The sequence below is a fragment of the Mesorhizobium sp. WSM4976 genome, assembly GCF_029625685.1.
GTDB lineage: Bacteria > Pseudomonadota > Alphaproteobacteria > Rhizobiales > Rhizobiaceae > Mesorhizobium.
Window position 1 is genome coordinate 128,578 of the sequence record NZ_JARTVT010000007.1, and the last position, 22,475, is coordinate 151,052.

Genomic DNA, 22,475 nt, shown 5'->3' on the forward strand with positions numbered 1-22,475 from the left:
TCTACTACCGCGCGTATTTGGCGCCGAAGCCAAGCGCCACCAGCGAGAAGACGATGATCATGCCGGCAAAGGCCAGGCTTGCCACGTTGGCGTTGGCCAGGCTCGACAGGACGCCAATGCCGATCACCGGCAGCGCGTTGCCGCAGAAACAGCAGATGAAGAAGACTGAGACCACCTCCGCGCGACGGTCGGCCGGCGCGATCTGATTCACCACCTGCAGGCCGCCGCGATAGCCGAGCGCCGTCGCCCCGCCGCAGACCGCGGTCGCCGCGATCATGAGCGCCATAGAGGCGTAGATTTGCGCCGCCACCACGAGCGCCACGGCCGGGATCATCAGGACGAGCGCCGCGAGCATGGTGGAGCGGCTAGCAAGCCAGGCAGTGGCCACGATGGTGATGGCTGCCACAATCGACAATTCGAAAAAAAGCCCGCCGGCTTCGGCATGATTGGTCACGTGCAGGTGCTGCGCCAAAATGCTCGGCGCCAGCGCGGCATAGAAGCCGACCAGGGCCATGGCGCCGAAACCGGTCACCGCAGGCGCCACGAATTGCGCGCGGATATTGTCGGGCACCGAAAGTCGTGGTCGCAGCGAGACGTCGGAGAGCCGCCCCGGACTGAAGACCGTTTCCTGCGTGCGCCAGATCAGCACGGTCACCAGCGCTAGCAGGACGAGATAGACGGCAAATGTCAGCCTAAGCGGCCAAGGCGCATATTGGGCGAGCAGCCCCGACATAAGCGCGCCGACCCCAAGACCGATGAAATTGGTGCTGGTGGTGATGATAGCGGCGCGCGACTTGTCCTTGCCTTCGATCAGCTCAGCAAGCCAGGCGGTGCCCGCCCCCGCGCCGACGCCGATGCCGAGTCCGCTCAGAGTGCGGGCGATGTCGAGCCAGGCGAGGTTTTCGGCGAAGAGGAAACACAACGCGCTGACCACGGCAATCCCCATCGCCGCGAGCGCGACGGGACGGCGGCCGATCACATCCGACACCCGCCCGAAAAACAACAGCGCCGCTAGGTTGCCGACGACGTAGACGGCATAAACCAGCGTCAGCGTGACCTGCGAGAAGCCGAAGGCCTGCTTGTAGATCACGTAGAGCGGGGTCAGCGCGGTGCTGCCGGCAAAAAGCGCGGCGATCATGGCGGAGACGGCGGCCTTCGCGGCCCTCCCGCCAAGCTCATGGTCACGCGTCATGGTTTGAGCGTAGCTGGTCATGGCGACCTCCGAGGGTTGCAGGCCCAACGCCCATTTAATGGCGTCGTTCCAACCTTCGGGATGTCCTCCTGACAGTTGTGGCAGGATGGTCAGACGCGGCATCCTCTCGTAACGTCTACTCAGAGCGAGGGAGGAATCATGGGCAAGGGACGGGTCGAGGCATTCACCGACGGCGTCGTCGCCATCATCATCACCATCATGGTGCTGGAGCTGAAGGTGCCGCATGGCGAGGATTTTTCCGCCCTTTTCCCGCTGTGGCCGGTCTTCTTCTGCTATGTGCTCTCCTTCATCAATGTCGGCATCTACTGGAACAACCTGCACAACATGTTCCACACCGTGCAGCGCGTCGACGGGCGCGTGCTGTGGGCCAATTTGAACTTGTTGTTCTGGCTATCGCTGATGCCGGTGACCACAGCCTTCATGGGAGAGAACCACTTCGCCCCGGTTCCGGTCGCCGTCTATGGCATCGACCTCGTGCTTTGCGCCGTCGCCTATACCATTCTGGTCATCAAGCTTCGCCACCTGCACGGCGCCGACACGACCTTCGCCAAGGCCGTCGGCCACGACGAGAAAGGCAAGATTTCGCTGGCGCTCTACATCGCCGCCGTCCTGCTCAGCTTTTTCAACCAATGGATCAGCGTGGCGATCTATGTGCTTGTGGCGGCGATCTGGTTTGCGCCCGACAAGCGCTTCGAGAGACTGATCGAAAAGTAGAACCTACTTCCGAATCGCCTTCAGCTTCTCGGCAGCAGAAGCGGCAAGGTCGGCATAGCGCTCCTCCAGTCGCTCGGCCGCTTTGATGACCGGGAAGTCATGGCCGAACTTTTCCAGCGCAAGCCGCAACTTCTCGGCGAAATCCGCTTGTTGCTCGAGGGCCGCGAACAGCGTTTTCACCTGCTCCTCACTGATGTCGGGACTGGCGAGCATCTTTGGCACTTCGCGGCCCATCTGATCGCCGTTGACGGTCTGCTCCTTGAGAATTCCGATCCAATCGGTCAATGCTGAACTCCTTTTACGGCGCAACATGCGCGTCGACCCTGGCACCGGTCAACCCGTTGCGGCTATCGCCGTCAACCCGCTGACGACGTTCCCGCCCGTCTCGGCACGACCGGCCTTGCCTCGGCGCCGCCCGGCGTTAAGTTCCGCCCGACCAGAACAAGGATGGAAATCATGACCAGCGACGCCCAAGTCCAGACCGCCCTGCCCGCTTTCGCTCCTGGCAACGTTGCCGTCATCACCGGCGGCGCCAGCGGCATCGGCCTTGCCGCCGCGAAAAGGTTCGCGGCGATGGGCATGAAGGTGGTGCTGGCCGACATAGGCGGCGTGCGCCTCGACCAGGCAAGCGAGGCGGTCGCCGCGATCGCTGGCGAAGATGCCGTGCTTCCAGTCCCAACCGACGTCTCCAAGGCTGAAGAGGTCGACCGACTGGCGGAGCTCGCTTACGGCGCCTTCGGTGCGGTGTCGGTGCTGATGAACAATGCCGGCGTCGGCAATAATCCAGGTAAGCCATGGGAGAACCGCGACGCCTGGAAGCGGTTGCTCGACATCAATTTCTGGGGCGTGGTGCATGGCGTCGAAGCCTTTGCGCCGCGCATGCTCGCAGCTGGAAAGCCGGGTCTCATCATCAACACCGGCTCCAAGCAGGGCATCACCACGCCGCCAGGCAATCTCGCCTACAACGTCTCCAAGGCCGGCGTGAAGACGTTTACCGAAGGGCTGGCGCACGCGCTCCGCAACGAGCCTGCCCCGAAGGTGTCGGCGCATCTGCTGATCCCCGGCTTCACCTATACGGGGCTGACCGAGGGCGCGACGGAAAAGCCTGCCGGCGCCTGGACCGGCGAGCAGGTGATCGATTTCATGCTGGCATCGCTGATCGAGGACGATTTCTACATCCTGTGCCCCGACAATGAGGTGGCGCGGGCGACGGATGAAAAGCGCATGGCCTGGGCGATCGGCGACATCATCGAGAACCGCCCTGCCCTGTCTCGCTGGCATCCCGATCACAAGGACGCCTTCGCGGCCTTCATGGACCGCTGACGACCTCTTAAGCCGCCGCCTTCTTCCTGGAGGCGTTCTTCCCGGCCGCAGGCTTCTTTGCGGCCGCGTGCGTGGTCTTGGGCGCTTGTCTGCCCCCGTTCTTTCTGGCCACGGCCTTGTTGGCGGCCGTTTCGGCGATCTTGCGGTCATGGCGTTCTGCAGCCGCCTCGCATTTGGAGCGGATCTCCTCGACCTCGGATTCCGTGAGGTGCTCGATGCCGATGAATTGATTTTGGGCGCGGCTGACCCTGATCAGCTCGTCCAACTTGGCCTGTATCGCCGCGCCGTCGCGGTTCTGCGTGTTTTGGATCAGGAACACCATCAGGAAGGTGACGATGGTGGTGCCGGTGTTGATGACCAGCTGCCAGGTGTCCGAGAACCCAAAGATCGGGCCGCTTGCCGCCCATACGACCACGATCAGCACACAGATGACGAAAGTCCACGGCAGGCCGGCCAGATGCGCAACCCAATTGGCTACCTTGCTAAAAGTTCTCTCGATCATGCAAGTCCTTCGAAAACAGTAGATTCAAGAGCATCTGCGGAGAAACAAGCTGCCGCCGCCTCAGGTTCCAAGGGTGTGAATTTTGGTGCCTACACGCGGCCGCAATCAGACACACGCCAGAAGCGCAGGCGCGTGAAGAAACGCCTTATCGGTTTTTGCTTGCGATAGTGCCGGTGCAGGCAAGAGAGCCTGTTCCTTCCGCCCCACGGCGGTTTGCCTCCAGCCCCTTTCCGCCGCGCCACCCCGCATGGCGGAAGGGGCACCCACCCCCGACAGAAGCGTAACATCCAGACAGCGCCGTCATGCCTGCTGACGGCGTTCTTTGTGTATCAGTCAGTATTGCCTTCCCAGCGATCGAGGAAGGCCTCGATCGGCAAGGCCTGCATGTCGGGGATTGCACTCGCCAGTCTCTCCGGCGCCCAGTCCCACCAGGCCAGGGCCTCAACACGCGCCGCGACTGCCGCTGAGAAGCGTTCGCGCAAGGGATTCGCCGGAACGCCGGCGACGATCGCGTAGGGCGCGACGTCACGCGTCACCACGGCATTGGCGCCGATAACCGCGCCGTTGCCGATCGCAACGCCCGGCATGACGACGGCGCCATGGCCAATCCAGACATCGTGGCCGACACTGACCGATTTGGCTTGCCGGCGCGCGCGAAATTCAGCGTCGACGCCCAGCCAGCGGAAATACTCGTTCGGCCTGTAGCTGACCTTGTGCTGCGTCAGCCGCTCGATCGGGTGTTCGAGCGCGTTGATGCGGCTGTTTGCGGCGATCGAGCAGAACTTGCCGATCGTCGTGTAGATCGCCTCGCAATGACGTTCGAAATAGGAGAAGTCGCCGACGCTCACCTCGCGCAGGATCACCCGCTCGCCGATCGAGGCATAGCGGCCGAGCTTGCACGCCTTCAGCTCCGCGGTCGGATGGATGCGCGGCTCGGAGTCCTTGAGGACGAGATTTTCAGGACGGTCCATGAAGCGGCTTTACGCCGGCGGGGACGGCCCCGCAAGCGCGACCTGTCCCCGGCCGAGCCTGTCTCGAGAGGCTATTGCGGCTTGCCCTTGGTCCACACCACATTCTGGCCGTAAAGCGGCACGGTCGTGACCGACATCTTCGCCGAGCCGTTCTGCACCTGGCGCGAATGCGAAAGATAGATCAGCGTCTCGTTCTTCTTGTCGTAGATGCGGTTTACCACCTGCTTTTTCCAGATCAGGCTGAGGCCCTGCTTGAACACCTCCTCGCCGCCCTCGCTCATGTCGATGTCGCCGATGGTGATCGGTCCGGTCTGGCGGCAGGAGATCGAGGAATCGGACGGATCCTCGAACCAGTTGCCCTTATGCAGCCGGTCGATGATGCTGCGATCGAAATAGGCGACATGGCAGGTGACGCCATCGACTTTCGGATCCTTGATGGCGTCGATCATGATGTCGTTGCCGACCCAGTCGACACCCACTTTGCCCACCTCGTCGGCCATGGCCGCGCCGGCGCTAAGAGCAAGACATGCGGCGAACACGCCGATCAGTTTTCGCAAAGGTTGCCTCCTGGGTTGGCGTTTGCCGATGTCAGGTGGGACAGGATCGTGGCGTTTGCAAGCCGCCCGGTGCGGGTTTGTGCTCCCGGCTGGATCTATGCTTGCGGCAACGCGACATCTTTGCGTGCCCGGCACCGACCCGTTAAGACTGTCGCCAAAACTGGCTTGCCCAAAGCAATCACGACGGACATTTCACTGATGATGCGTTCAATCCTGGTCGGCATTCTTGTCCTGATGGCGGCGGGCATCGGCTGGCTGACATTCGACTGGTACCGCGGCCATTATGGTGGCGAGCCCTTCGGCGCGCCCTTCACGCTGGTCGACCAGAAGGGCGCGCCGATCACCGAAGCGGCCTTCAGGGGCCACCCGAGCATCGTGTTCTTCGGCTTCACACATTGCCCGGAAGTCTGCCCGACGACCCTGTTCGAGCTGGCCGGCTGGCTAAAGACGATGGGCGACAGCGGCAAGAACCTCAACGCCTATTTCGTCACAGTCGATCCGGAGCGCGACACGCCGGAGACGATGAACGCCTATGTCAGCAACTTCTCGGACCGCATCACCGGCATCACCGGCGATCCGGACAAGGTGCATGCCATGGCCAAGGCCTTCGGCATCTATTGGAAGAAGGTGGACACCGGCGACGGCGACTACACGATGGACCATACGGCCTCGGTGCTGCTGCTCAACGCCAAGGGCGATTTCGCCGGGACCATCGCCTATGGCGAGAGCCCCGACACCGCCGTCGCCAAGCTGAGGCGGCTGGCTGCCGGCGGGCAAACCTGATGGGCCAGACAAGGCTGCACCTCACCGCCAGCAAGGTCGAGGCCGACCGGATCTTCGCGGCGCTCGACGCCGCCTTCGAGGACGACGGCCTGCCGATCGCCGTGCTGGAGCTCGACGAGGAGAAAGACATCCACGAAGTGTCGCTCTATACCGATGGCAACGTCGATCCTGTCGAGGCGCGGGTCAGGGATATCCTCGCCGGTCTCAGTCTGCCGAGGGCCATCGAACGCGAGGTCCTTCCCGACGTCGACTGGGTGTCCCGCTCGCTGGAAGGCCTGAAGCCGGTCCGCGCCGGCCGCTTCCTCGTCCACGGCTCGCACGACCGCGCCAAGCGCCACGCTGGCGATCTCGCCATCGAGATCGAGGCAGGCCTTGCCTTCGGCACCGGCCATCACGGCACCACTGCCGGCTGCCTCGAAATGCTGGAGCAGGTGGTACTGCGTGAGCGGCCGCGCAACGCGCTGGACCTCGGAACGGGAAGCGCGGTGCTTGCCATCGCGCTCGCCAGGCTCGCCCATATCCCGGTGCTGGCGACCGACATCGATCCGGTCGCCGTCCGCGTTGCCGCCGCCAATGCCCGCTTGAACCATGTGAAGGCGCTGGTTGAAACGGTGACGGCGCCGGGCTTCCACAACCACATCTTCGCCAAGCGCGCGCCGTTCGATCTCATCGTCGCCAACATCCTGGCCCGGCCGCTGATGCGGCTCGCGCCGGAGATGGCCCGGCATATCAGGCTCGGCGGCTCGCTGGTGCTTTCCGGCATCCTCGACCGGCAGCGCGACGCGGTGATCTCGGCCTATGTCGGCCAAGCCTTCCGCCATGTCCGCACGCTGCACCGCGAGGGCTGGGTTACCATCCATCTCAAGCGCTGAGCCTGACCTATCCAACTGTCTGGCCCTGCTGAAATCGATTCCGGATTGGAAGGGCATGCATTAGGCTCGCCGCAAGCCATTCGAGGGAGATGCCTGAAATGTTCCAGACCTTTGATTCCGCAGGCGATCCGGCCGGCGGCAAGCCTCGCGTGGCGCTGCTGCGCCAATGGCTGGCCGACAATGGCTTGGATGGCTTCATCGTTCCCCGCGCTGACGAGCACCAGGGCGAATATGTCGCCGACCGCTCGGCGCGGTTGAAGTGGCTGACCGGCTTTTCCGGCTCGGCCGGCGTCGCCATCATCCTGCGGGACCGCGCCTTCATTTTCGTCGACGGCCGCTACACGCTGCAGGTGCGAAACGAGGTCGACCTTTCGATCTTCACCATCGAAAGCCTCATCGACAATCCGCCGGCCAGCTGGATCAAGGACAATCTCGGCAAGGGCGCAAGGCTCGGCTTCGATCCCTGGCTGCATACGATCGGCGAGATCAAGGCCCTCAAGGCATCGGCCGAGCAATCCGGCGCGACCTTGGTGCCGCTCGACAGGAACCCCATCGACATCATCTGGAAAGACCAGCCCGAACCGCCGCGGGCACCGGTGGAATTGCAAGAGCTCAATTTTGCCGGTGAGCTCGCCAAGGACAAGCTTGTGCGGCTGGCAAGCGCCATCCAGAAGGACGGCGCCACCCACGCAGCGCTGACCGACCCTTCTTCCATCGCCTGGTCCTTCAACATCCGCGGCGGCGACGTGCCGCATACACCCCTTGCGCTCGGCTTTGCCATCCTCTCCGCCGACGGCAAGCATCAGCTCTTCATGGACCAGCGCAAATTCCCGCGCCAGGTCGCGGCCTATCTCACCCAGCTTGCCGATCTGCGTGATCCGGGCGAGTTCGAAAGCGCCATCGTCGAGCTGGCCAAGAACGGCGCCAGGATCGCGCTGGATCCAGTGCTGGCGGCGGAAAAGCTGCGGATGCTGACCGAGGACAATGGCGGCACTGTCGTTTTGGCGGCTGACCCGGCGCGTATTCCCCGCGCGACCAAGAACCAGGCGGAGATCGCCGGCAGCCGTGCCGCGCATCGCCGTGATGGCGCAGCGATCGCCAAGCTGCTGTGCTGGCTCGACCGCCAGAAGCCCGGCACGCTCGACGAAATCGCCGTCGTCACCAAGCTGGAGGAAGTGCGCCGGCAGACCGGCGAGGAAACCCAGATGCCGCTGCGCGACGTCTCCTTCGACACCATTTCAGGCGCCGGCCCGAATGGCGCGATCATGCATTACCGCGTCTCACACGCCACCAGCCGGAAATTGGAAAGCGGCGAGCTGTTCCTGCTTGATTCCGGCGGCCAGTATCAGGACGGCACCACGGACATCACCCGCACCGTGCCGATCGGTGAGCCGACGCAGGAGATGCGCGAGCGCTTCACACTCGTGCTGAAGGGCATGATCGGCATTTCGACGCTGCGCTTCCCCGCCGGCACGCGCGGCTCGGAAATCGACGCCGTCGCCCGCATGGCGCTGTGGAAGCATGGCTGCGACTTCGCCCACGGCACCGGCCACGGCGTCGGCTCCTACCTTGCCGTGCATGAGGGCCCGCAGCGCATCGCCCGTACGGGCACCGAGAAATTGCTGGCCGGCATGATGCTGTCCAACGAGCCGGGCTACTACAAGGAAGGCGCCTACGGCATCCGTATCGAGAACCTGATCCTGGTCACGCCGACGGAACAGATCGAAGGCGGCGACATCGCCATGCATGGCTTCGAAACGCTGACACTGGCGCCGATCGACAAGCGGCTCATCCGCACCGATCTTCTGACGCGCGATGAGTTGCACTGGCTCGACCGGTATCATGCATGGGTGCTGGCCGAGATCGGCCCGATGGTCGACGGCGAGACGCTGGCCTGGCTGGCGAAAGCCACCGCCCCGCTGCAGCACGACGCGAAGATCTGAGATTAGCTCATTTCTCCCCGTTCAAGGGGAGAAATGCCCGGCAGGGCAATGAGGGGCAGCGCCAACGTTTGAAAACGGAAAGATCGGCGAGATCAGCCCACAAACTGCCGCGCGATGATCAGCACCGCCGCTCCCGCCAGGAACATCGACATCAACCCGCCGCGCAGCGACACCAAGGCAGTGACCACCAGCGCCGCCCATTCGGCGGGCCCGGCGCCAAGGACTGCCGGCGCGACCAGCGTCGTCAAAACCGCGGCCGGCACGGCGTTCAGCCCCGCCTCGACGCGGGGATGAATATTCTCGAAGCGCGAGATGACGAGGTGGCCGCCGACACGGGTCAGATAGGTGGCGATCGCGCCGGCGATGATGATCCAGAAAGTCGTGCTCACTGCCGCTCTCCTATTCCGCTGTGATGCGGAGGCAGGATCACCGCCAGCAGCACGCCGGCGATCGCGCCGATCGAGACATGCCAGGGAGAGCCGACCGTCTTGTAGGCGATGATCGATGCGGCCGCGCTAGCGGCGACCACCGGCAGCCAGAGCGGCCGCTTGCGGAAACCAAGGACAAGGCCGAGGAAATAGATCGGCAGCAGGAAATCGATCCCCAGCGCATGGGTATCCGGAACGAGCTTGCCGAACACCGCGCCCAGCCCGCTTTCGATTACCCAGAACACGTAGACCGGCAAGCCAAGTCCAAGATACCAGACGAACCCGACCGGCTTGCCCGACACGGCCCTCGCCTCGGCCACGGCAAATTGCGGGTCGGTCAGGATGAAATAGCCCAGCGCCTGCTGCAGCAGCGGCCAATGCGCGATGCGCCGGCCGATGCCGGCCGAGTAGAGCACATGGCGGAAATTCACCGCGAAGATCGACAGCACGATCAGCCATGGCGCGACATGCTGGCCGAACAGCTCGATGCCGACCATTTGGCTCGCGCCGCCATAGATCATGGCGCTCATCAGGAACGCCTCCAGCACCGAAAAACCATTGTCGGCGGCGATCGCGCCGAACAGGATGGCGAACGGCGCCGAGGCGACCACGACCGGCATCGACAATCGCACGCCATCCCAGAAATCGCCGCCAGCCCTGCTCTCAGAGATTGCTTCCGCCGTCATCAAGCCGCTCCTAACGCATGTCGCCCAGAAGTGCGCAGCGGTTCTGGGACAGCGGCATGCATCAACAAACAGACTTGAAGCGCGTCGCCTGAATCCGTTCAGCGCGACGCGCTTCAAGTGCGGCTTGATTTAGGGAGCGTCGCCCTCAATGTCACACCAATTCGCTTGACCCAGCGATCAGCGGAACTGATCGCGACCGTCAGGACTTGACTGCCGTCCCCTGGATCGCTCTGCCCCAGTCGAGCAGCGGCTTTGCGCAAAGCGCGAAGTCGACGAGACCGTCGACGAGCGCCGGCGAATGGATCGTCGCCGGATCGATGTCATGCCGGACCACGAAATGCCGGTTCCGCACCGCCTGGGCGAGATCCTCGTCACTGACGTCCTCGAAGCCGCGCGGCGCCCGCTTCAGGCGATCTTCCGCATCGAGTTCCAGCCCGGCTTTGGTGAGCGACGAGACCATGGCGCGGAACGCGGCCGGCTTGGTCACGATCGCTTTGCGCATCGCCTGCAGCAGTTCGGGCGCCGGCTGCCACCAGGCAACGCCGGCGAAGCAGCGCTCGAGCCCGATATGTACGTAGAAGACGCCCTGCTCCATCTTGGTGCCGTCCGGCGAGAGGATCGCCGACAGATGCCGGTTGTAGGGTCGCTTGTCCTTTGAGAAGCGCACGTCGCGATTGATCCGGAACAGCGACCTCTTTCGGTCGCCGCGCAAGCCGAGCTTCGCCACCTCGAAACGCGTGGTAAGCGTCTCGACCAGATCGCAGAACGGCTCGTGCAGCTCGCTTTCGTAGAGGTCCCGGTTCTCCTGGAACCATTCGCGGCTCTGGTGGAAGTCGAGCGCCTTCAGGAACGGGATGGCCTTCTGCCCAAATCCCTTGAACGCGCCTGTCATCAGCCGGCCCTGCCGATGCGCTGCAGCCAGGTGTCCTCGTCGATGACCTCGATGCCGAGCTCGCTTGCAACTTTCAGCTTTGAGCCGGCGCCGGGCCCCGCCACCACCAGGTCGGTCTTGGCCGAAACCGAGCCAGCCACCTTGGCGCCGAGCCGCTCCGCCATCGCCTTGGCTTCCGAACGCGTCATCTTTTCCAGCGTGCCGGTGAACACCACCGTCTTGCCGGAGACTTCGCTGGCAGCCGAGATTTCCATGACATAGGGTTTGGGGTGGACTTGCGCGAGCAGGGCATCCAGCACGTCATCGTTGCGCTCATTGCCGAAAAAGTCGCGCAGCGCGTTGATCACCGTGTCGCCGATGCCGTTGATCGATGGGAAGACGCTGTGCGGATCCTCCGCCTTTGCCGCCTCCTTGCCCACGCGGATCAGCTCTTCGATGGTCGAGAACTGGCGGGCAAGCACGGCCGCCGTCGTCTCGCCGATGTGGCGGATGCCGAGCGCGAAGATGAACCGGTCGAGTTCGGGCTCGCGCCGAGCGTCGATCGCCGCGAACAATTTGTCGAGCCCCTCATAGTTGCGCTCCTCAACGCTGCGCACATTCTTGCGTGTCTTGCCTGACGCTTGCTCGCGCAGCCGCGCCTGCTCCTCGCGCCGCTCGGCCAGCGCCTTGGTGACGGCCGGGCGACGATCCTTCAGTGTGAAGATGTCGGCGGCGGTCTTGACCAGCCCGGAGTTGAAGAAGAGGTCGATGTTCTCGGCGCCCAGGCCCTCGATATCCATCGCGCCACGCGACACGAAATGGCGCAACCCCTCCACGGCCTGGGCGGCGCAGATCAGCTCGCCGGTGCAGCGCCGGCGCGAATCCTCCTTGCCGGTCTTCTCGTTGATCTCGCGCGTCGCCTGCGAGCCGCAGACCGGGCAGGTATGCGGAAATTGGTAAGGAACCGCGCCTGCAGGCCGCTTGTCGATGACGACGCTGACGATCTGCGGGATGACGTCCCCTGCCCGCTGGATGACCACCGTGTCGCCGATGCGCACGTCGATGCCGTCGCGGATCGGCTGGCCGTTGCTGTCGAAACCCTTGATGTAGTCCTCATTGTGCAGCGTGACGTTCTCGACCACCACGCCGCCGACCGTTACCGGCGCCAGCCGCGCCACGGGCGCCAGCGTGCCGGTGCGGCCGACCTGGATGTCGATCTTCTCGACCGTGGTCATCGCCTGCTCGGCCGGGAATTTGTGCGCGACCGCCCAGCGCGGCTCGCCGGTGACGAAACCCCAGCGGCGCTGCAGCTCGAGCTGGTCGACCTTGTAGACGACGCCGTCTATGTCGTAGCCGAGCGAGGAACGCAGCTCCTCGATCCGATGATACTGCGCGATGAGCTCCTCGATCGATTTCGCCCGCACCATCAGCGGGCTGACCTTGAAGCCCCACTCCCTGAATTTCTGAACCGAATCATACTGGGTCGGGGCAGGATCCGCCGTCGTATAGCCCCAGGCATAAGCGAAGAATTTGAGATTGCGGCTTGCGGTGACCGACGGATCCTTCTGGCGCAGCGATCCGGCCGCCGTGTTGCGCGGATTGACGTAATCCTGGCCGCCGACCGCCGCCGAGCGCTGCTTCAGCGCCTCGAATTCGGCATAGGTCATATAGACTTCGCCGCGGATTTCGATGACCTCCGGCCAGCCCGAGCCCTGCAGCTCCTTCGGGATGTCGGCAATGGTCTTGAGATTGGCGGTAATGTCTTCGCCGACCGCGCCGTCGCCGCGCGTCGCGCCCTGCACGAACAGGCCGTTCTCGTAGCGCAGCGAGGCCGACAGCCCGTCGATCTTCGGTTCGGCGGTGAAAGCGATGTCGAGGTCTTTGTCGCGGTCGAAGAAGCGCCTTCCGCGTTCGATGAAATCGGCGACGTCCTGGTCGGTATAGGCCTTGGCGAGGCTGAGCATCGGCACCGCGTGCCGCACCTTGGCAAAGCCCTCGGCCGGTGGCGCGCCGACCCGGCGGGACGGCGAATCCTCGCGCACGAGATCCGGGAAGCGCTCCTCGATCGCGAGGTTGCGCCGCGCCAGCGCGTCATATTCGGCATCCGAGATCGTCGGCGCGTCCTCGGTGTGATAGCGCCGGTCGTGCTCGGCAATCTCCGCCGCGAGCCGCTTCAGCTCCCTCGCGGCCTCCCCTTCGCTCAGCGATTCGACTGGTTTTTCCGACATGAAACGCGGTCCTCGAATTATGGCGGGCCACTATAAATCAGGATTCGCCGGCATGAAGTCGCCTTGCGCAAAAATCATTGCTGAACAGCGGGATGCAGCCATCTGCTGACTCAAGCTGCAGGCTGGGAGAACCAAGCTCCAAGGATCTGTTGAGATTCGGGTCAGGCCGAGTCGAGAAGGATGGTTTTCCCGAGAACCGGCGCGGAGCGTACTCGAGGCAGGTGAGCACCGGAAGCGCAGGAAACCACCGTTCGCAGACCGGCCTCACCCGAATATCAGCACATCTTAGGCGGCGGCCGTGTTCTCGCGCAGCAACCTGTCGGCAGCGGCGCGCGCTTCGTCGGTGATGATGGCGCCGGCCAGCATGCGCGCGATCTCTTCCTGACGCGCGGCGCGGTCCATTTCGGCGATGCCGGTGGCGACACGGTCCTTGCCGCCGGATTTGGAGATAAGGAAATGCGTCGCGGCGCGTGCCGCAACCTGTGGCGCGTGCGTCACCGAAAGCACCTGCACACGCTTCGACAGCCGCGCCAGCCGCTGGCCGATGGCGTCAGCAACCGCGCCGCCGACGCCGGTGTCGATTTCGTCGAAAACCAGGGTCGGCGCCGAGCCGCGATCGGCCAGCGCCACCTTCAAAGCCAGCAGGAAGCGTGACAGCTCGCCGCCGGAGGCGACCTTCATCATCGGCCCCGGTCTGGTGCCCGGATTGGTCCGCACCCAGAATTCGACCTGGTCGATGCCCTCTTCCATGCGCTTTTCAGCGTCGCTTCCCATCTCGACGATGAACTCGGCCCGTTCGAGCTTCAGCGCTGGCAATTCGGCCATCACCGCTTTGGTCAAGCCCGATGCCGCCGCCTGGCGCAGCGAGGAAAGCTGGGCCGCGGAAATATCGTAGGCCTCGCGCGCCGCGGCGGCCTGCCTTTCCAGCGCATCCAGCCGCTCCTCACCGGCATCGAGATCGGCAAGATCGGCCACCATCGTATCGCGCAGCTGTGCCAGATCGTCGACCGCGACACTATGCTTGCGCGAAGCGGCGCGCAGCGCAAACAGGCGCTCTTCCGCTTTCTCCAGGCGCTGCGGATCATATTCGGTGGCGCGAAGCGCAGCTTCCACGCCGGACTGTGCCGCATCGAGCGAGATCATCGCCTCGTCGAGCGATTTCACCACATCGTCGAGCAGGCCCGGCGCTTCGCCCGACTTGCGCTGCAGCCGGCGCAACAGGCTGGCAAGCTGCGGCAAGGGCGACGAAGGCCCCGACAGGACATCCTGCGCGTCGTGGATCTCGGCGGCGATCTTTTCGACCCGCATCATCTGCGCGCGCAGTTCCGCAAGTTCCGTCTCCTCGCCCGGCTGCGGATCGAGTTTCGCGAGCTCGGCGACGGAAGCGCGCAGGTAATCGGCCTCGCGCGCTGCCGCCTCGACCTTGGCGCGATGGCGGGAAAGCTCCTGCTCGCAGTTTCGCCAGTAGCGCCAGGCTTCGCCCGTGCCGCGCACGGCGCCCAGATGGCCGCCGAAATTGTCCAGCAATTCGCGATGCGCGCCGGGATCGACCAGAGCGCGCTCGTCATGCTGGCCGTGGATCTCGACCAGCGCGCGGCCGACATCGCGCATCAGGGTAACGCTGGAGGGCTGGTCGTTGACGAAGACGCGGGTGCGACCGTCACCGGTCTGCACACGGCGCAGGATGATGTCGCCATCGTCCTCGATGTCGTTTTCGGCAAGTAGCGCACGGGCCGGGTGGTTGCGCGGAACGTCGAACACGGCGATGACCTGACCTTGCGCGGCGCCATGGCGCACGAGCGACGCATCGCCGCGCGCGCCGAGCGCCAGCGACAAGGCATCCAGCAGGATGGATTTGCCGGCGCCGGTTTCGCCGGTCAGCACCGAAAGCCCAGGCAGGAAGTCGATGTCCAGCTTCTCGATCAGGACGATATCGCGGATCGACAGTCTGGACAGCATCGCAAGCTTCAGGCGCCGGTGATCAGCTTCCCGGCCTTGGAGATCCACGATCCGGCATTCTCGCGCGGCTGAAGCCCGTTGCTCTGCAGGAGCTTGTAGGAATCCTTGTACCACTGGCTGTCCGGATAATTGGTGCCGAGCACCGCCGCGGCCGTCTGCGCTTCCGAGGTCAGGCCCATGGCATAATAGGACTCGGTCAGGCGCGCGAGCGCCTCCTCGACATGGCGGGTGTTGGAATAATTCTCGACCACGGTGCGGAAGCGCTTCACGGCGGCGATGTATTCGCGGCGCTCGAGATAGTAGCGGCCGACCTGCATCTCCTTGCCGGCGAGTTGGTCAGTGGCGAAGCGGATCTTGTCCTTGGCGTCGCCGACATATTCGGAGTTCGGCCAACGCGTCACCAGATCCTGCATGGTCTGGATGGTCTGGCGCGCCTCCTTCTGGTCCTGGGTGACGTCCTTGATCTGGCGGTAGTAGCTCAGGCCGATGATGTATTGGGCGTAAGCGGCATCGTCGGTGGACGGATAGAGCGTCAGGTAGCGCTTCGCGGTGCCGATCGCCTCGTCATAATTGCCGGCGCGGTAATCGGCGAAAGCCCCCATCACCATCGATTTGCGGGCGAATTCCGAATAGGGATGCTGGCGGTCGACGGCGTCGAACTTCTTGCTCGCCTCGTCGAGGCGGCCGGCATTCATGTTGGCGAGGCCCTGGTTGTAGAGGACGTCGGCCGGCTCGGTCTGATCGACATAGGTCGCCAGGTTGATGTCCTTCTTGTCCGACGTGCAGGCTGACACAACGAGCGCGGGAGCAACCACAGACAGCGCTAGCAGAACACCCCGACGCGGCGCTACCGATTGACCAACTCGCGAAAAAAACATGTTTGGATTCCGCCCCTTCGGCGTCGTTTCGGTCCGGGCCGAAGCCATAAACCATTATCCCCTTGCCCGGCAACGCTATGTCCGGCCAATCGCACATTTTTGTGGCGGCCTGTCGCTGCGACCGAGGTTGTGCAATTTCAGCGATTCGTGATGCAATCGCGCAACACAAGCCTGACTACAAAGCCAGAAAACGGTTAAGAATCAGATCACCCAAGGTGCGTAGACCGGCCGGCTGACGGCGATCATCTCGGCGACGCGGCCGCGCTCGCGGCGCCGGGTCTCGACGATCTCGAAGGCCGTGTGGTCGGAAAGCAGCCGGCGCAACGCGGACGCGTTCATCCGGTGGCCGCCGCGATAGGAACGGAAGCAGCCGATGAAGCGCGCACCGGCCAGCGCCAGATCGCCCATCGCATCGAGCGTCTTGTGGCGGGCGAACTCGTTGGGGTAGCGCAACCCGCCGACATTGATGACGCGGTTGTCGTCGCCTATGACCAGCGAGTTTTCGAGCGACGAGCCGAGCGCGTAGCCGGCGGCCCAAAGCCTCTCGACGTCCTTCATGAAGCCAAAGGTCCGCGCCCGCGCTATGTCGCGGCGGAAGATATCGGGGTTGATGTCTGAAGCGAATTGCTGGCGGCCGATCGCCGGGCTCTCGAAATCGATCTCGACCTCGAACCGCGTGCCGTCATAGGGACGGAATTCAGCCCAGGATGCGCCGGCTTCCACGCGCACCGGCTTGACGACGCGGATATAGCGACGCTTCACCGCCAGCGTCTCGATGCCCGCCTGGTCGAAAGCTTCGACGAACGCCATGGCGCTGCCGTCGAGAATGGGGACTTCCGAGCCGTCGATCTCGATGATGAGATTGTCGATGCCGAGGCCGAACACCGTGGCCATCAGATGCTCGACGGTGCCGATATGCGCGCCGGCCGGATCGCCGAGCATGGTGCAAAGATCGGTGGCGCCCACTTCCGCTACCAGGGCGCGGAGTTCGCGGGTTTCGCCGCCGTTCGAAAGATGGAAGACAATACCCGTATCGGCGTCGGCGGGCAGGAAATGAACGGTGACGGTCTTGCCGCTATGGACGCCGACGCCGTCCAGCGTCGCGCGCGATTTCACTGTCGTCTGATAATCGTGCAAGAGTAACCCCATACGCCCAAATGCCTGCGTCCGCTTCATCGGCCTTGGGTATCTTGCAGCCAGGTGATCCCCTGACGCTCGCATGGAATGCGGCAAAATAAGCAAGAGCATGCGGCTCTGTATGATCGGCAGGCAGGGCTACTCCCCGAATCCCGGCAAACCGACTTTAGTCCGTGGCGAAGATAATGGCCCACCCTAGAGACTCCAAATCACGGTTTCTTACCCCTTGTAACCGCGACAGTGCGTCAGAAACAGATCATAAGCCATTGTTTTTAATGATTTTTGCAAAAACAACAGGCAGACGATTTCTCGTCCGCCTGTTAACAACCGTTATATATCGTTAACGAACAGCGCTCGCTGTATAACGATCGGCGGTTCGCCGTATTGCTCAGTTGGCCTGGCGGCGCAGGAAGGCCGGGATTTCCAGTTGGTCGTCTTCCTGGACCGTGCGGGGCTGCGGCGTCAGCCGGCCTTGGTCGTCGAGCTGCCCGCGGCGCGGCGCGTAGAGCGCAGGATCCTGGCTGGCGAGGCGGCGCATCTCGGGCGCAGCCTGGCGCAGCTTCGGTTCGCGCGGCTGCGCCGGCTGGAGCCGGGCCGGCTCTTCCTCGCGGCGGGTGAGGCCGTTGGTCAGCCGCTTGATCAGCCCCATCGGACCGCTGTTCTCATGGTCCGCCGGGCGGGCCTTGGCTTCGACCTCAGCCCTTACCACCGGCGGGAAATCCTCCACGCGCGGCATGCGCTGCGGAGCGGCAGCCACCGGCTGCGGCATCTCGCGCTGCGGCGCGGTCTGCTGCATGACCTGAGGCTGCATCACGGGTTGCGGCTGCGGTTGCGGCTGTGCCGGCGGGGCCTGGAAGATCTTGCTCTGTGGCCGGAAGTCGTCGACTGGCGCGGGGCGCGGCTGCGCCATTGCGGCTGCGTTTGCCTCGGCAAGCTGGATCGCCTCGGCGACCGGGTCGGCCGCACGCGGCTCATAGGCCTGCGGCTGAACCGGAGCGGGGCGGATTTCGGCGACCGGAGCCGCCGCCGGGCGGGCGGCCGGCTTCTGCGGCGCGCGGATCGAGATCGGCGCCGCGGCGATTTCGGCGGCCGACTTGTCGATGCCGGTGGCGACGACCGACACGCGGATCACGCCCTCCAGTTCCTCGTCGAAGGTAGCGCCCAGGATGATGTTGGCGTCCTGGTCGACCTCCTCGCGGATGCGGGTCGCTGCCTCGTCCACCTCGAACAGCGTGAGGTCGCGGCCGCCGGTGATCGAGATCAGCAGGCCCTTGGCGCCCTTCATCGAGGTCTCGTCGAGCAGCGGGTTGGCGATCGCGGCCTCGGCGGCGGCCATCGCGCGCCCCTCGCCCGAAGCTTCGCCGGTGCCCATCATCGCCTTGCCCATCTCGCGCATCACCGAGCGCACGTCGGCAAAGTCGAGATTGATCAGGCCTTCCTTGACCATCAGGTCGGTGATGCAGGCGACACCAGAGTAAAGCACCTGGTCGGCCATGGCGAAGGCATCGGCGAAGGTGGTCTTGTCATTGGCCAGCCGGAACAGGTTCTGGTTGGGGATGACGATCAGGGTGTCGACGCATTTCTGCAGTTCCTCGATGCCCATGTCGGCCGTCTTCATGCGGCGCTGGCCCTCGAAATGGAACGGCTTGGTGACGACGCCGACCGTGAGGATGCCCTTCTCGCGTGCCGCGCGGGCAACGACCGGAGCGGCACCCGTGCCGGTGCCGCCGCCCATGCCGGCGGTGACGAAGCACATATGGGTGTTGGACAGATGATCGATGATCTCGTCGATGCACTCTTCCGCCGCCGCGCGGCCAACTTCCGGCTGCGAGCCGGCGCCCAGGCCTTCGGTGACATGCGCGCCAAGCTGGATCAGCCGCTCGGCCTTCGACATCGTCAGCGCCTGAGCGTCCGTATTGGCAACCACGAACTCGACGCCGCGCAGCCCGGCTGTGATCATGTTGTTGACCGCATTGCCGCCGCCGCCGCCGACACCGAAGACGGTGATGCGTGGCTTAAGCTCGGTGATGTCCGGCTTTTGCAGATTGATGGTCATTGTCTCCGTCCTTTGCCTTTCCCGCCGCTTCGCCGCTGCGGCCGCCTATGGGGCTGTCCCCGTCAAATTAAAAACTGTCTCTCAACCACTGACTCATGCGATGCAGTCTTCCGCCCGTTCCGGTCATCCTGAAACCGGAAAGTCCTTTCGCCGAATGGCTTTCGAAGCTCGCCATCTGCGGGTAGATCATCAATCCGACCGGCGTCGAGAACGCTGGTCCCTTGGCCGCTTCCGGCAGACCGGCCACGCCCAGCGGACGGCCGATGCGCACATTGCGCCCGAGAATGCGGCGCGCCGCTTCCGGCAGACCGGCGAGCTGGCTGGCGCCTCCGGTGAGCACGACGCGCTTGCCGACGGCATTGCCGTAGCCGGATTTGTTCAGTCGGTCGCGCAAAAGCTCGAGCGTCTCGTCGATGCGCGCACGAATGATGCGCGTCATCACCGAGCGCGGGATCTGCAGCGGCACATCGCCTTCCTCGCCGATCGGCTGGATCGAGACGAGGTCGCGGTCGTCGGCGCTTCCAGGCAGCGCCGAGCCATGCATCACCTTCAGCCGCTCCGCGGCATCGAGCGAGGTCGACAGGCCCTTGGCCATGTCGAGCGTAACGTGGTTGCCGCCGATGGCGATGGCGTCGCCATGGATGAACTTGCCTTCCGAGAAGACCGAGATGGTCGTCGTGCCGCCGCCCATGTCGATGCAGGCGGCGCCCATTTCGAGTTCGTCGTCCACCAGCGAGGCAAGCCCGCTGGCATAGGGCGTCGCCACCATGCGCTCGACCGACAGATGCGAGCGGTTGATGCAAAGCTCGAGATTGCGCATCGGCGCGGCGTCGCCCGTCAGCACATGCATCTCGACGCCGAGCGCATCACCCACCATGCCGCGCGGGTCGCGCATGCCGCGCTCGCCGTCGAGCGAGAAGCCGACCGGCAGGGAATGGATCACCTCGCGCTCGGCCCTGAGCGCCTGCTTGGCGCCGGCGGCGAGCACCCGCTTGATATCGACTTCCTCGACCTGATGACCACCGAGGTTGATGGTCGCTGAAAAGGCTTCGCTCTTCAGCCGGCCCGCCGTCATGTTGACGATGAGGGAATCGACCGTGAGCCCAGCCATACGCTCAGCCGCGTCGACGGCAAGCCGGATGGCATGCTCAGCGCGATCGAGATCGACCACGACGCCGGACTTCACGCCCTGCGACTTCTGGTGGCCGATGCCGATCACCTGGATACGATGCGAACGTCCGCGCAGAAGCTTGCCGTCCTCGTTGGGTTTCAGCTTCGCCACAACGCAGCAAACCTTGCTGGAGCCGACATCGAGCACCGTGAGCGTGCCCGACCGGCGCGAGGATTGATCACCGCTGCCGCCAAGCCAGCTCATATCTTCGTCCCCATCTTGCGCTTGGCCAGGCTCTTCGGCTTGTCGCTGAGCGCGGCTTCGCGCTGCGTGGCCGCCTCCGGCGAGAGTTCCACGACGAGCCGGTCGGGGAGCCGCATATCGACGGCCGCGATGTCGCGCGTCAAAAGCCCATTGTCATGGTCGATCTTGACGAGCTCGGCGATCGCCTGGTCCTCGTCGTCTTCCGGGAGCTTGATCGTGATACCATTCTCAAGCCTCAGGTCCCAGCGGCGCTCGCCGACACGGATATACCCTTTGACCCGCGCCGCAAGCTCTGGATAGCGCTTGATCTTGTCGAGGAAGGCCGGCGCCATGGCCGGCGCGCCGCTACCGATGATCAGCGGGAGCAGCGCCTGCTTGCCGCCCGAGAACGGCGCGATCACCTCGCCGGACCGCTCGATCACTGAAACCGAAGTGCCCTGCTGCCAGAGCGCGAAGGGCTCGCGCTCCTCGATGCGCACTTCCAGCGTGTGAGGGTAGATTTTGCGCACAGCCGCACCCTCGACCCAGGGCAGCGTCGCGATGCGCTCGCGCGCAGCCTCGGCATCGAAGCCGATCAGTGACGTCCAGCCGTCGAGACCGAGCCGGTCGAGCACATCGATCTCGGACGTCTGACGGTTACCGACCACCTTGATCTGGTCGACGGCAAAGCCGGTGCGGGCCGTGATGCCCTGCACGACAGTGTCGGAGTAGCCGCCAAGAAAGGCGCCATAGGCACTGCTCGAAGCGATGAGCGCAGCGGAAAGGATCGCCGCCGAAAAGCGCGGCGCCTCATACTCGCCGCCACAGAGGCGCGCCAGCACACGCACCGGCCGGCGAAGCTGACGCGGCAAGACGAAACGGTCGAACGACAGCGGCACGCCGAACAGCGCGGGACCAGCCGCGTTGCCGCCATTATCCTGTCCCCACCTCAACGCAGACACGAAGCGTCCTCCACCATCCAACTCAACAAATCGCCGAACGAGTGTCCCGCTTGCGCGGCGATTTCGGGCACCAGAGACGTCGGCGTCATGCCCGGCTGAGTGTTGACCTCGAGCCAGACAATCTCGCCGTTTTCGGAATGACGGTCGTCGTAACGGAAGTCCGATCGGGAGACGCCCCGGCAACCAATGGCAAGATGAGCCTTGAGGGCCAGTGTCTGTATTTTTTGGTAAATATTCGGTGAAATTTTAGCAGGGATTTCGTGTTTTGACCCGCCGGGCACGTATTTTGAATCGTAGTCGTAGAAGGAATGCCCGGTCGGAATGATCTCGCAGACGCCGAGCGCCACATCGCCCATCACCGCGCAGGTCAATTCGCGCCCATGGATGTAGCGCTCGACCATGACGGTCTCGCCATATTGCCACTCGGTCGAGCCGATCACCTGTGGCGGATGCGACTGCCCCTCATGCACGATGACGACGCCGAAGCTCGACCCCTCATTGACCGGCTTGACCACATAAGGCGGCTTCATCGGATGCACATCCTTGACGGCGAAGCGATTGACCACCTTGGATTCGGCGACCGGAATGCCCGCCGCCTTGGCAACTTTCTTGGCTTGCTCCTTGTTCATGGCCAGAGCCGAAGCGAGCACGCCCGAATGGGTGTACGGAATTGCGAGATATTCGAGAATTCCCTGGATGGTGCCATCCTCGCCGAACGGGCCATGCAGCGCGTTGAAGGCAACGTCAGGCTTGAGCTCGGCAAGCAAAGACCCGACATCGCGCGAAACATCGACACGGGTGACCTGATAGCCTTCAGTCTCGAGCGCATCCGCACACGCCTTCCCCGAGGACAGAGACACGGGCCGCTCCGAGGAGAATCCACCGAGGAGAACAGCCACATGCTTCTTCTTCATTTCCCGTCATCCCCTCTCACGCCGGGCCTGCAACCGATATTCCCGCACCGCATTCCCGAGCATTGAGTCCGAGTCTTCCGGCAGGTTGCCCCCCAGACGGAAAACGCGGCTGAACGCGTCGAAC

General features: G+C 64.1%; 21 protein-coding genes. 5 read left to right on the plus strand and 16 right to left on the minus strand.

Annotation, left to right across the window (positions count from 1 at the left end; translation table 11 throughout):
• Window positions 1-4: 4 nt before the first annotated feature.
• Window positions 5-1,213, minus strand: coding sequence for an MFS transporter (locus P9272_RS10770; protein WP_278160528.1), 1,209 nt, complete (start codon window positions 1,211-1,213; stop codon window positions 5-7).
• Between the two features lie 138 nt (window positions 1,214-1,351).
• On the opposite strand from P9272_RS10770, the gene P9272_RS10775 reads away from it, so the two are divergent.
• Window positions 1,352-1,927, plus strand: a complete 576-nt coding sequence (locus tag P9272_RS10775) for a TMEM175 family protein (RefSeq protein ID WP_128258251.1) — start codon at window positions 1,352-1,354, stop codon at window positions 1,925-1,927.
• A gap of 3 nt (window positions 1,928-1,930) precedes the next feature.
• Here the strand turns inward: P9272_RS10775 and P9272_RS10780 are convergent, their stop codons facing one another.
• Window positions 1,931-2,212, minus strand: coding sequence for a hypothetical protein (locus P9272_RS10780; RefSeq protein ID WP_128258271.1), 282 nt, complete (start codon window positions 2,210-2,212; stop codon window positions 1,931-1,933).
• Window positions 2,213-2,383: 171 nt separating this feature from the next.
• Here P9272_RS10780 and P9272_RS10785 point away from each other — a divergent pair, with 171 nt between their 5' ends.
• Window positions 2,384-3,250 carry an SDR family NAD(P)-dependent oxidoreductase gene (locus P9272_RS10785; protein ID WP_278160529.1) on the plus strand — a complete coding sequence of 289 codons (867 nt, stop codon included), beginning with the start codon at window positions 2,384-2,386 and terminating at the stop codon, window positions 3,248-3,250.
• 7 nt (window positions 3,251-3,257) lie between these two features.
• Here the strand turns inward: P9272_RS10785 and P9272_RS10790 are convergent, their stop codons facing one another.
• From P9272_RS10790 to P9272_RS10800, 3 genes are all read right to left on the minus strand, one after another.
• The gene (locus tag P9272_RS10790; protein WP_278160530.1) at window positions 3,258-3,752 is read right to left on the minus strand and encodes a low affinity iron permease family protein; all 495 of its coding nucleotides are present in this window, start codon (window positions 3,750-3,752) and stop codon (window positions 3,258-3,260) included.
• Window positions 3,753-4,081: 329 nt separating this feature from the next.
• Window positions 4,082-4,723, minus strand: coding sequence for a DapH/DapD/GlmU-related protein (locus P9272_RS10795; protein WP_128258253.1), 642 nt, complete (start codon window positions 4,721-4,723; stop codon window positions 4,082-4,084).
• A 71-nt stretch (window positions 4,724-4,794) separates the two neighbouring features.
• On the minus strand, window positions 4,795-5,223 hold the full coding sequence (locus P9272_RS10800; protein ID WP_278160609.1) for a CreA family protein: 429 nt from the start codon (window positions 5,221-5,223) through the stop codon (window positions 4,795-4,797).
• A gap of 255 nt (window positions 5,224-5,478) precedes the next feature.
• Between P9272_RS10800 and P9272_RS10805 the strand changes: the two genes are divergently transcribed.
• The 3 genes from P9272_RS10805 to P9272_RS10815 all read left to right on the plus strand — a co-directional run bounded on the left by P9272_RS10805 (window position 5,479) and on the right by P9272_RS10815 (window position 8,878).
• The gene (locus tag P9272_RS10805) at window positions 5,479-6,063 is read left to right on the plus strand and encodes an SCO family protein (protein ID WP_278160531.1); all 585 of its coding nucleotides are present in this window, start codon (window positions 5,479-5,481) and stop codon (window positions 6,061-6,063) included.
• Window positions 6,063-6,935 (plus strand): 50S ribosomal protein L11 methyltransferase, encoded by an 873-nt coding sequence (locus tag P9272_RS10810; RefSeq protein WP_128258255.1) that lies wholly within the window; start codon window positions 6,063-6,065, stop codon window positions 6,933-6,935. Before P9272_RS10805 ends, P9272_RS10810 begins: the two co-directional genes overlap by 1 nt.
• Window positions 6,936-7,033: 98 nt before the next feature.
• On the plus strand, window positions 7,034-8,878 hold the full coding sequence (locus tag P9272_RS10815; RefSeq protein ID WP_278160532.1) for an aminopeptidase P family protein: 1,845 nt from the start codon (window positions 7,034-7,036) through the stop codon (window positions 8,876-8,878).
• 92 nt (window positions 8,879-8,970) lie between these two features.
• Here the strand turns inward: P9272_RS10815 and P9272_RS10820 are convergent, their stop codons facing one another.
• The 11 genes from P9272_RS10820 to P9272_RS10870 all read right to left on the minus strand — a co-directional run bounded on the left by P9272_RS10820 (window position 8,971) and on the right by P9272_RS10870 (window position 22,351).
• A complete protein-coding gene (locus P9272_RS10820; RefSeq protein WP_128256350.1) occupies window positions 8,971-9,267 on the minus strand; it encodes an AzlD family protein in 297 nt (98 codons plus the stop codon).
• The gene (locus tag P9272_RS10825) at window positions 9,264-9,992 is read right to left on the minus strand and encodes an AzlC family ABC transporter permease (RefSeq protein ID WP_278160533.1); all 729 of its coding nucleotides are present in this window, start codon (window positions 9,990-9,992) and stop codon (window positions 9,264-9,266) included. The genes P9272_RS10820 and P9272_RS10825 overlap by 4 nt, the downstream gene beginning before the upstream one ends.
• A gap of 199 nt (window positions 9,993-10,191) precedes the next feature.
• Window positions 10,192-10,884 carry a TIGR02453 family protein gene (locus P9272_RS10830; protein WP_278160534.1) on the minus strand — a complete coding sequence of 231 codons (693 nt, stop codon included), beginning with the start codon at window positions 10,882-10,884 and terminating at the stop codon, window positions 10,192-10,194.
• Window positions 10,884-13,091 (minus strand): NAD-dependent DNA ligase LigA, encoded by a 2,208-nt coding sequence (ligA, locus tag P9272_RS10835; RefSeq protein ID WP_278160535.1) that lies wholly within the window; start codon window positions 13,089-13,091, stop codon window positions 10,884-10,886. The genes P9272_RS10830 and ligA overlap by 1 nt, the downstream gene beginning before the upstream one ends.
• A 285-nt stretch (window positions 13,092-13,376) precedes the next feature.
• A complete protein-coding gene (gene recN / locus P9272_RS10840) occupies window positions 13,377-15,050 on the minus strand; it encodes a DNA repair protein RecN (RefSeq protein ID WP_278160536.1) in 1,674 nt (557 codons plus the stop codon).
• Between the two features lie 8 nt (window positions 15,051-15,058).
• Entirely contained in the window at window positions 15,059-15,928 is an 870-nt protein-coding gene (locus P9272_RS10845) for an outer membrane protein assembly factor BamD (RefSeq protein ID WP_278160537.1), read from the minus strand.
• Between the two features lie 201 nt (window positions 15,929-16,129).
• Entirely contained in the window at window positions 16,130-17,077 is a 948-nt protein-coding gene (lpxC, locus tag P9272_RS10850) for a UDP-3-O-acyl-N-acetylglucosamine deacetylase (protein ID WP_128256356.1), read from the minus strand.
• A gap of 376 nt (window positions 17,078-17,453) precedes the next feature.
• Window positions 17,454-19,121 (minus strand): cell division protein FtsZ, encoded by a 1,668-nt coding sequence (gene ftsZ, locus P9272_RS10855; RefSeq protein ID WP_278160538.1) that lies wholly within the window; start codon window positions 19,119-19,121, stop codon window positions 17,454-17,456.
• Window positions 19,122-19,188: 67 nt separating this feature from the next.
• A complete protein-coding gene (ftsA, locus tag P9272_RS10860; protein ID WP_278160539.1) occupies window positions 19,189-20,496 on the minus strand; it encodes a cell division protein FtsA in 1,308 nt (435 codons plus the stop codon).
• Complete coding sequence (locus P9272_RS10865) at window positions 20,493-21,437, minus strand: cell division protein FtsQ/DivIB (protein WP_278160540.1); 945 nt, start codon at window positions 21,435-21,437, stop codon at window positions 20,493-20,495. The genes ftsA and P9272_RS10865 overlap by 4 nt, the downstream gene beginning before the upstream one ends.
• Window positions 21,425-22,351, minus strand: coding sequence for a D-alanine--D-alanine ligase (locus P9272_RS10870; RefSeq protein ID WP_128256360.1), 927 nt, complete (start codon window positions 22,349-22,351; stop codon window positions 21,425-21,427). The genes P9272_RS10865 and P9272_RS10870 overlap by 13 nt, the downstream gene beginning before the upstream one ends.
• Between the last annotated feature and the right edge of the window lie 124 nt (window positions 22,352-22,475).

Coding starts and splice junctions, on each gene's coding strand:
- P9272_RS10770 (WP_278160528.1), bottom strand. CDS start 1,213: ATGACCAGCTACGCTCAAACCATGACGCGTGACCATGAGCTTGGCGGG.
- P9272_RS10775 (WP_128258251.1), top strand. CDS start 1,352: ATGGGCAAGGGACGGGTCGAGGCATTCACCGACGGCGTCGTCGCCATC.
- P9272_RS10785 (WP_278160529.1), top strand. CDS start 2,384: ATGACCAGCGACGCCCAAGTCCAGACCGCCCTGCCCGCTTTCGCTCCT.
- P9272_RS10790 (WP_278160530.1), bottom strand. CDS start 3,752: ATGATCGAGAGAACTTTTAGCAAGGTAGCCAATTGGGTTGCGCATCTG.
- P9272_RS10795 (WP_128258253.1), bottom strand. CDS start 4,723: ATGGACCGTCCTGAAAATCTCGTCCTCAAGGACTCCGAGCCGCGCATC.
- P9272_RS10800 (WP_278160609.1), bottom strand. CDS start 5,223: ATGGCCGACGAGGTGGGCAAAGTGGGTGTCGACTGGGTCGGCAACGAC.
- P9272_RS10805 (WP_278160531.1), top strand. CDS start 5,479: ATGATGCGTTCAATCCTGGTCGGCATTCTTGTCCTGATGGCGGCGGGC.
- P9272_RS10810 (WP_128258255.1), top strand. CDS start 6,063: ATGGGCCAGACAAGGCTGCACCTCACCGCCAGCAAGGTCGAGGCCGAC.
- P9272_RS10815 (WP_278160532.1), top strand. CDS start 7,034: ATGTTCCAGACCTTTGATTCCGCAGGCGATCCGGCCGGCGGCAAGCCT.
- P9272_RS10825 (WP_278160533.1), bottom strand. CDS start 9,992: ATGACGGCGGAAGCAATCTCTGAGAGCAGGGCTGGCGGCGATTTCTGG.
- P9272_RS10830 (WP_278160534.1), bottom strand. CDS start 10,884: ATGACAGGCGCGTTCAAGGGATTTGGGCAGAAGGCCATCCCGTTCCTG.
- ligA (WP_278160535.1), bottom strand. CDS start 13,091: ATGTCGGAAAAACCAGTCGAATCGCTGAGCGAAGGGGAGGCCGCGAGG.
- recN (WP_278160536.1), bottom strand. CDS start 15,050: ATGCTGTCCAGACTGTCGATCCGCGATATCGTCCTGATCGAGAAGCTG.
- P9272_RS10845 (WP_278160537.1), bottom strand. CDS start 15,928: ATGTTTTTTTCGCGAGTTGGTCAATCGGTAGCGCCGCGTCGGGGTGTT.
- lpxC (WP_128256356.1), bottom strand. CDS start 17,077: ATGGGGTTACTCTTGCACGATTATCAGACGACAGTGAAATCGCGCGCG.
- ftsZ (WP_278160538.1), bottom strand. CDS start 19,121: ATGACCATCAATCTGCAAAAGCCGGACATCACCGAGCTTAAGCCACGC.
- ftsA (WP_278160539.1), bottom strand. CDS start 20,496: ATGAGCTGGCTTGGCGGCAGCGGTGATCAATCCTCGCGCCGGTCGGGC.
- P9272_RS10870 (WP_128256360.1), bottom strand. CDS start 22,351: ATGAAGAAGAAGCATGTGGCTGTTCTCCTCGGTGGATTCTCCTCGGAG.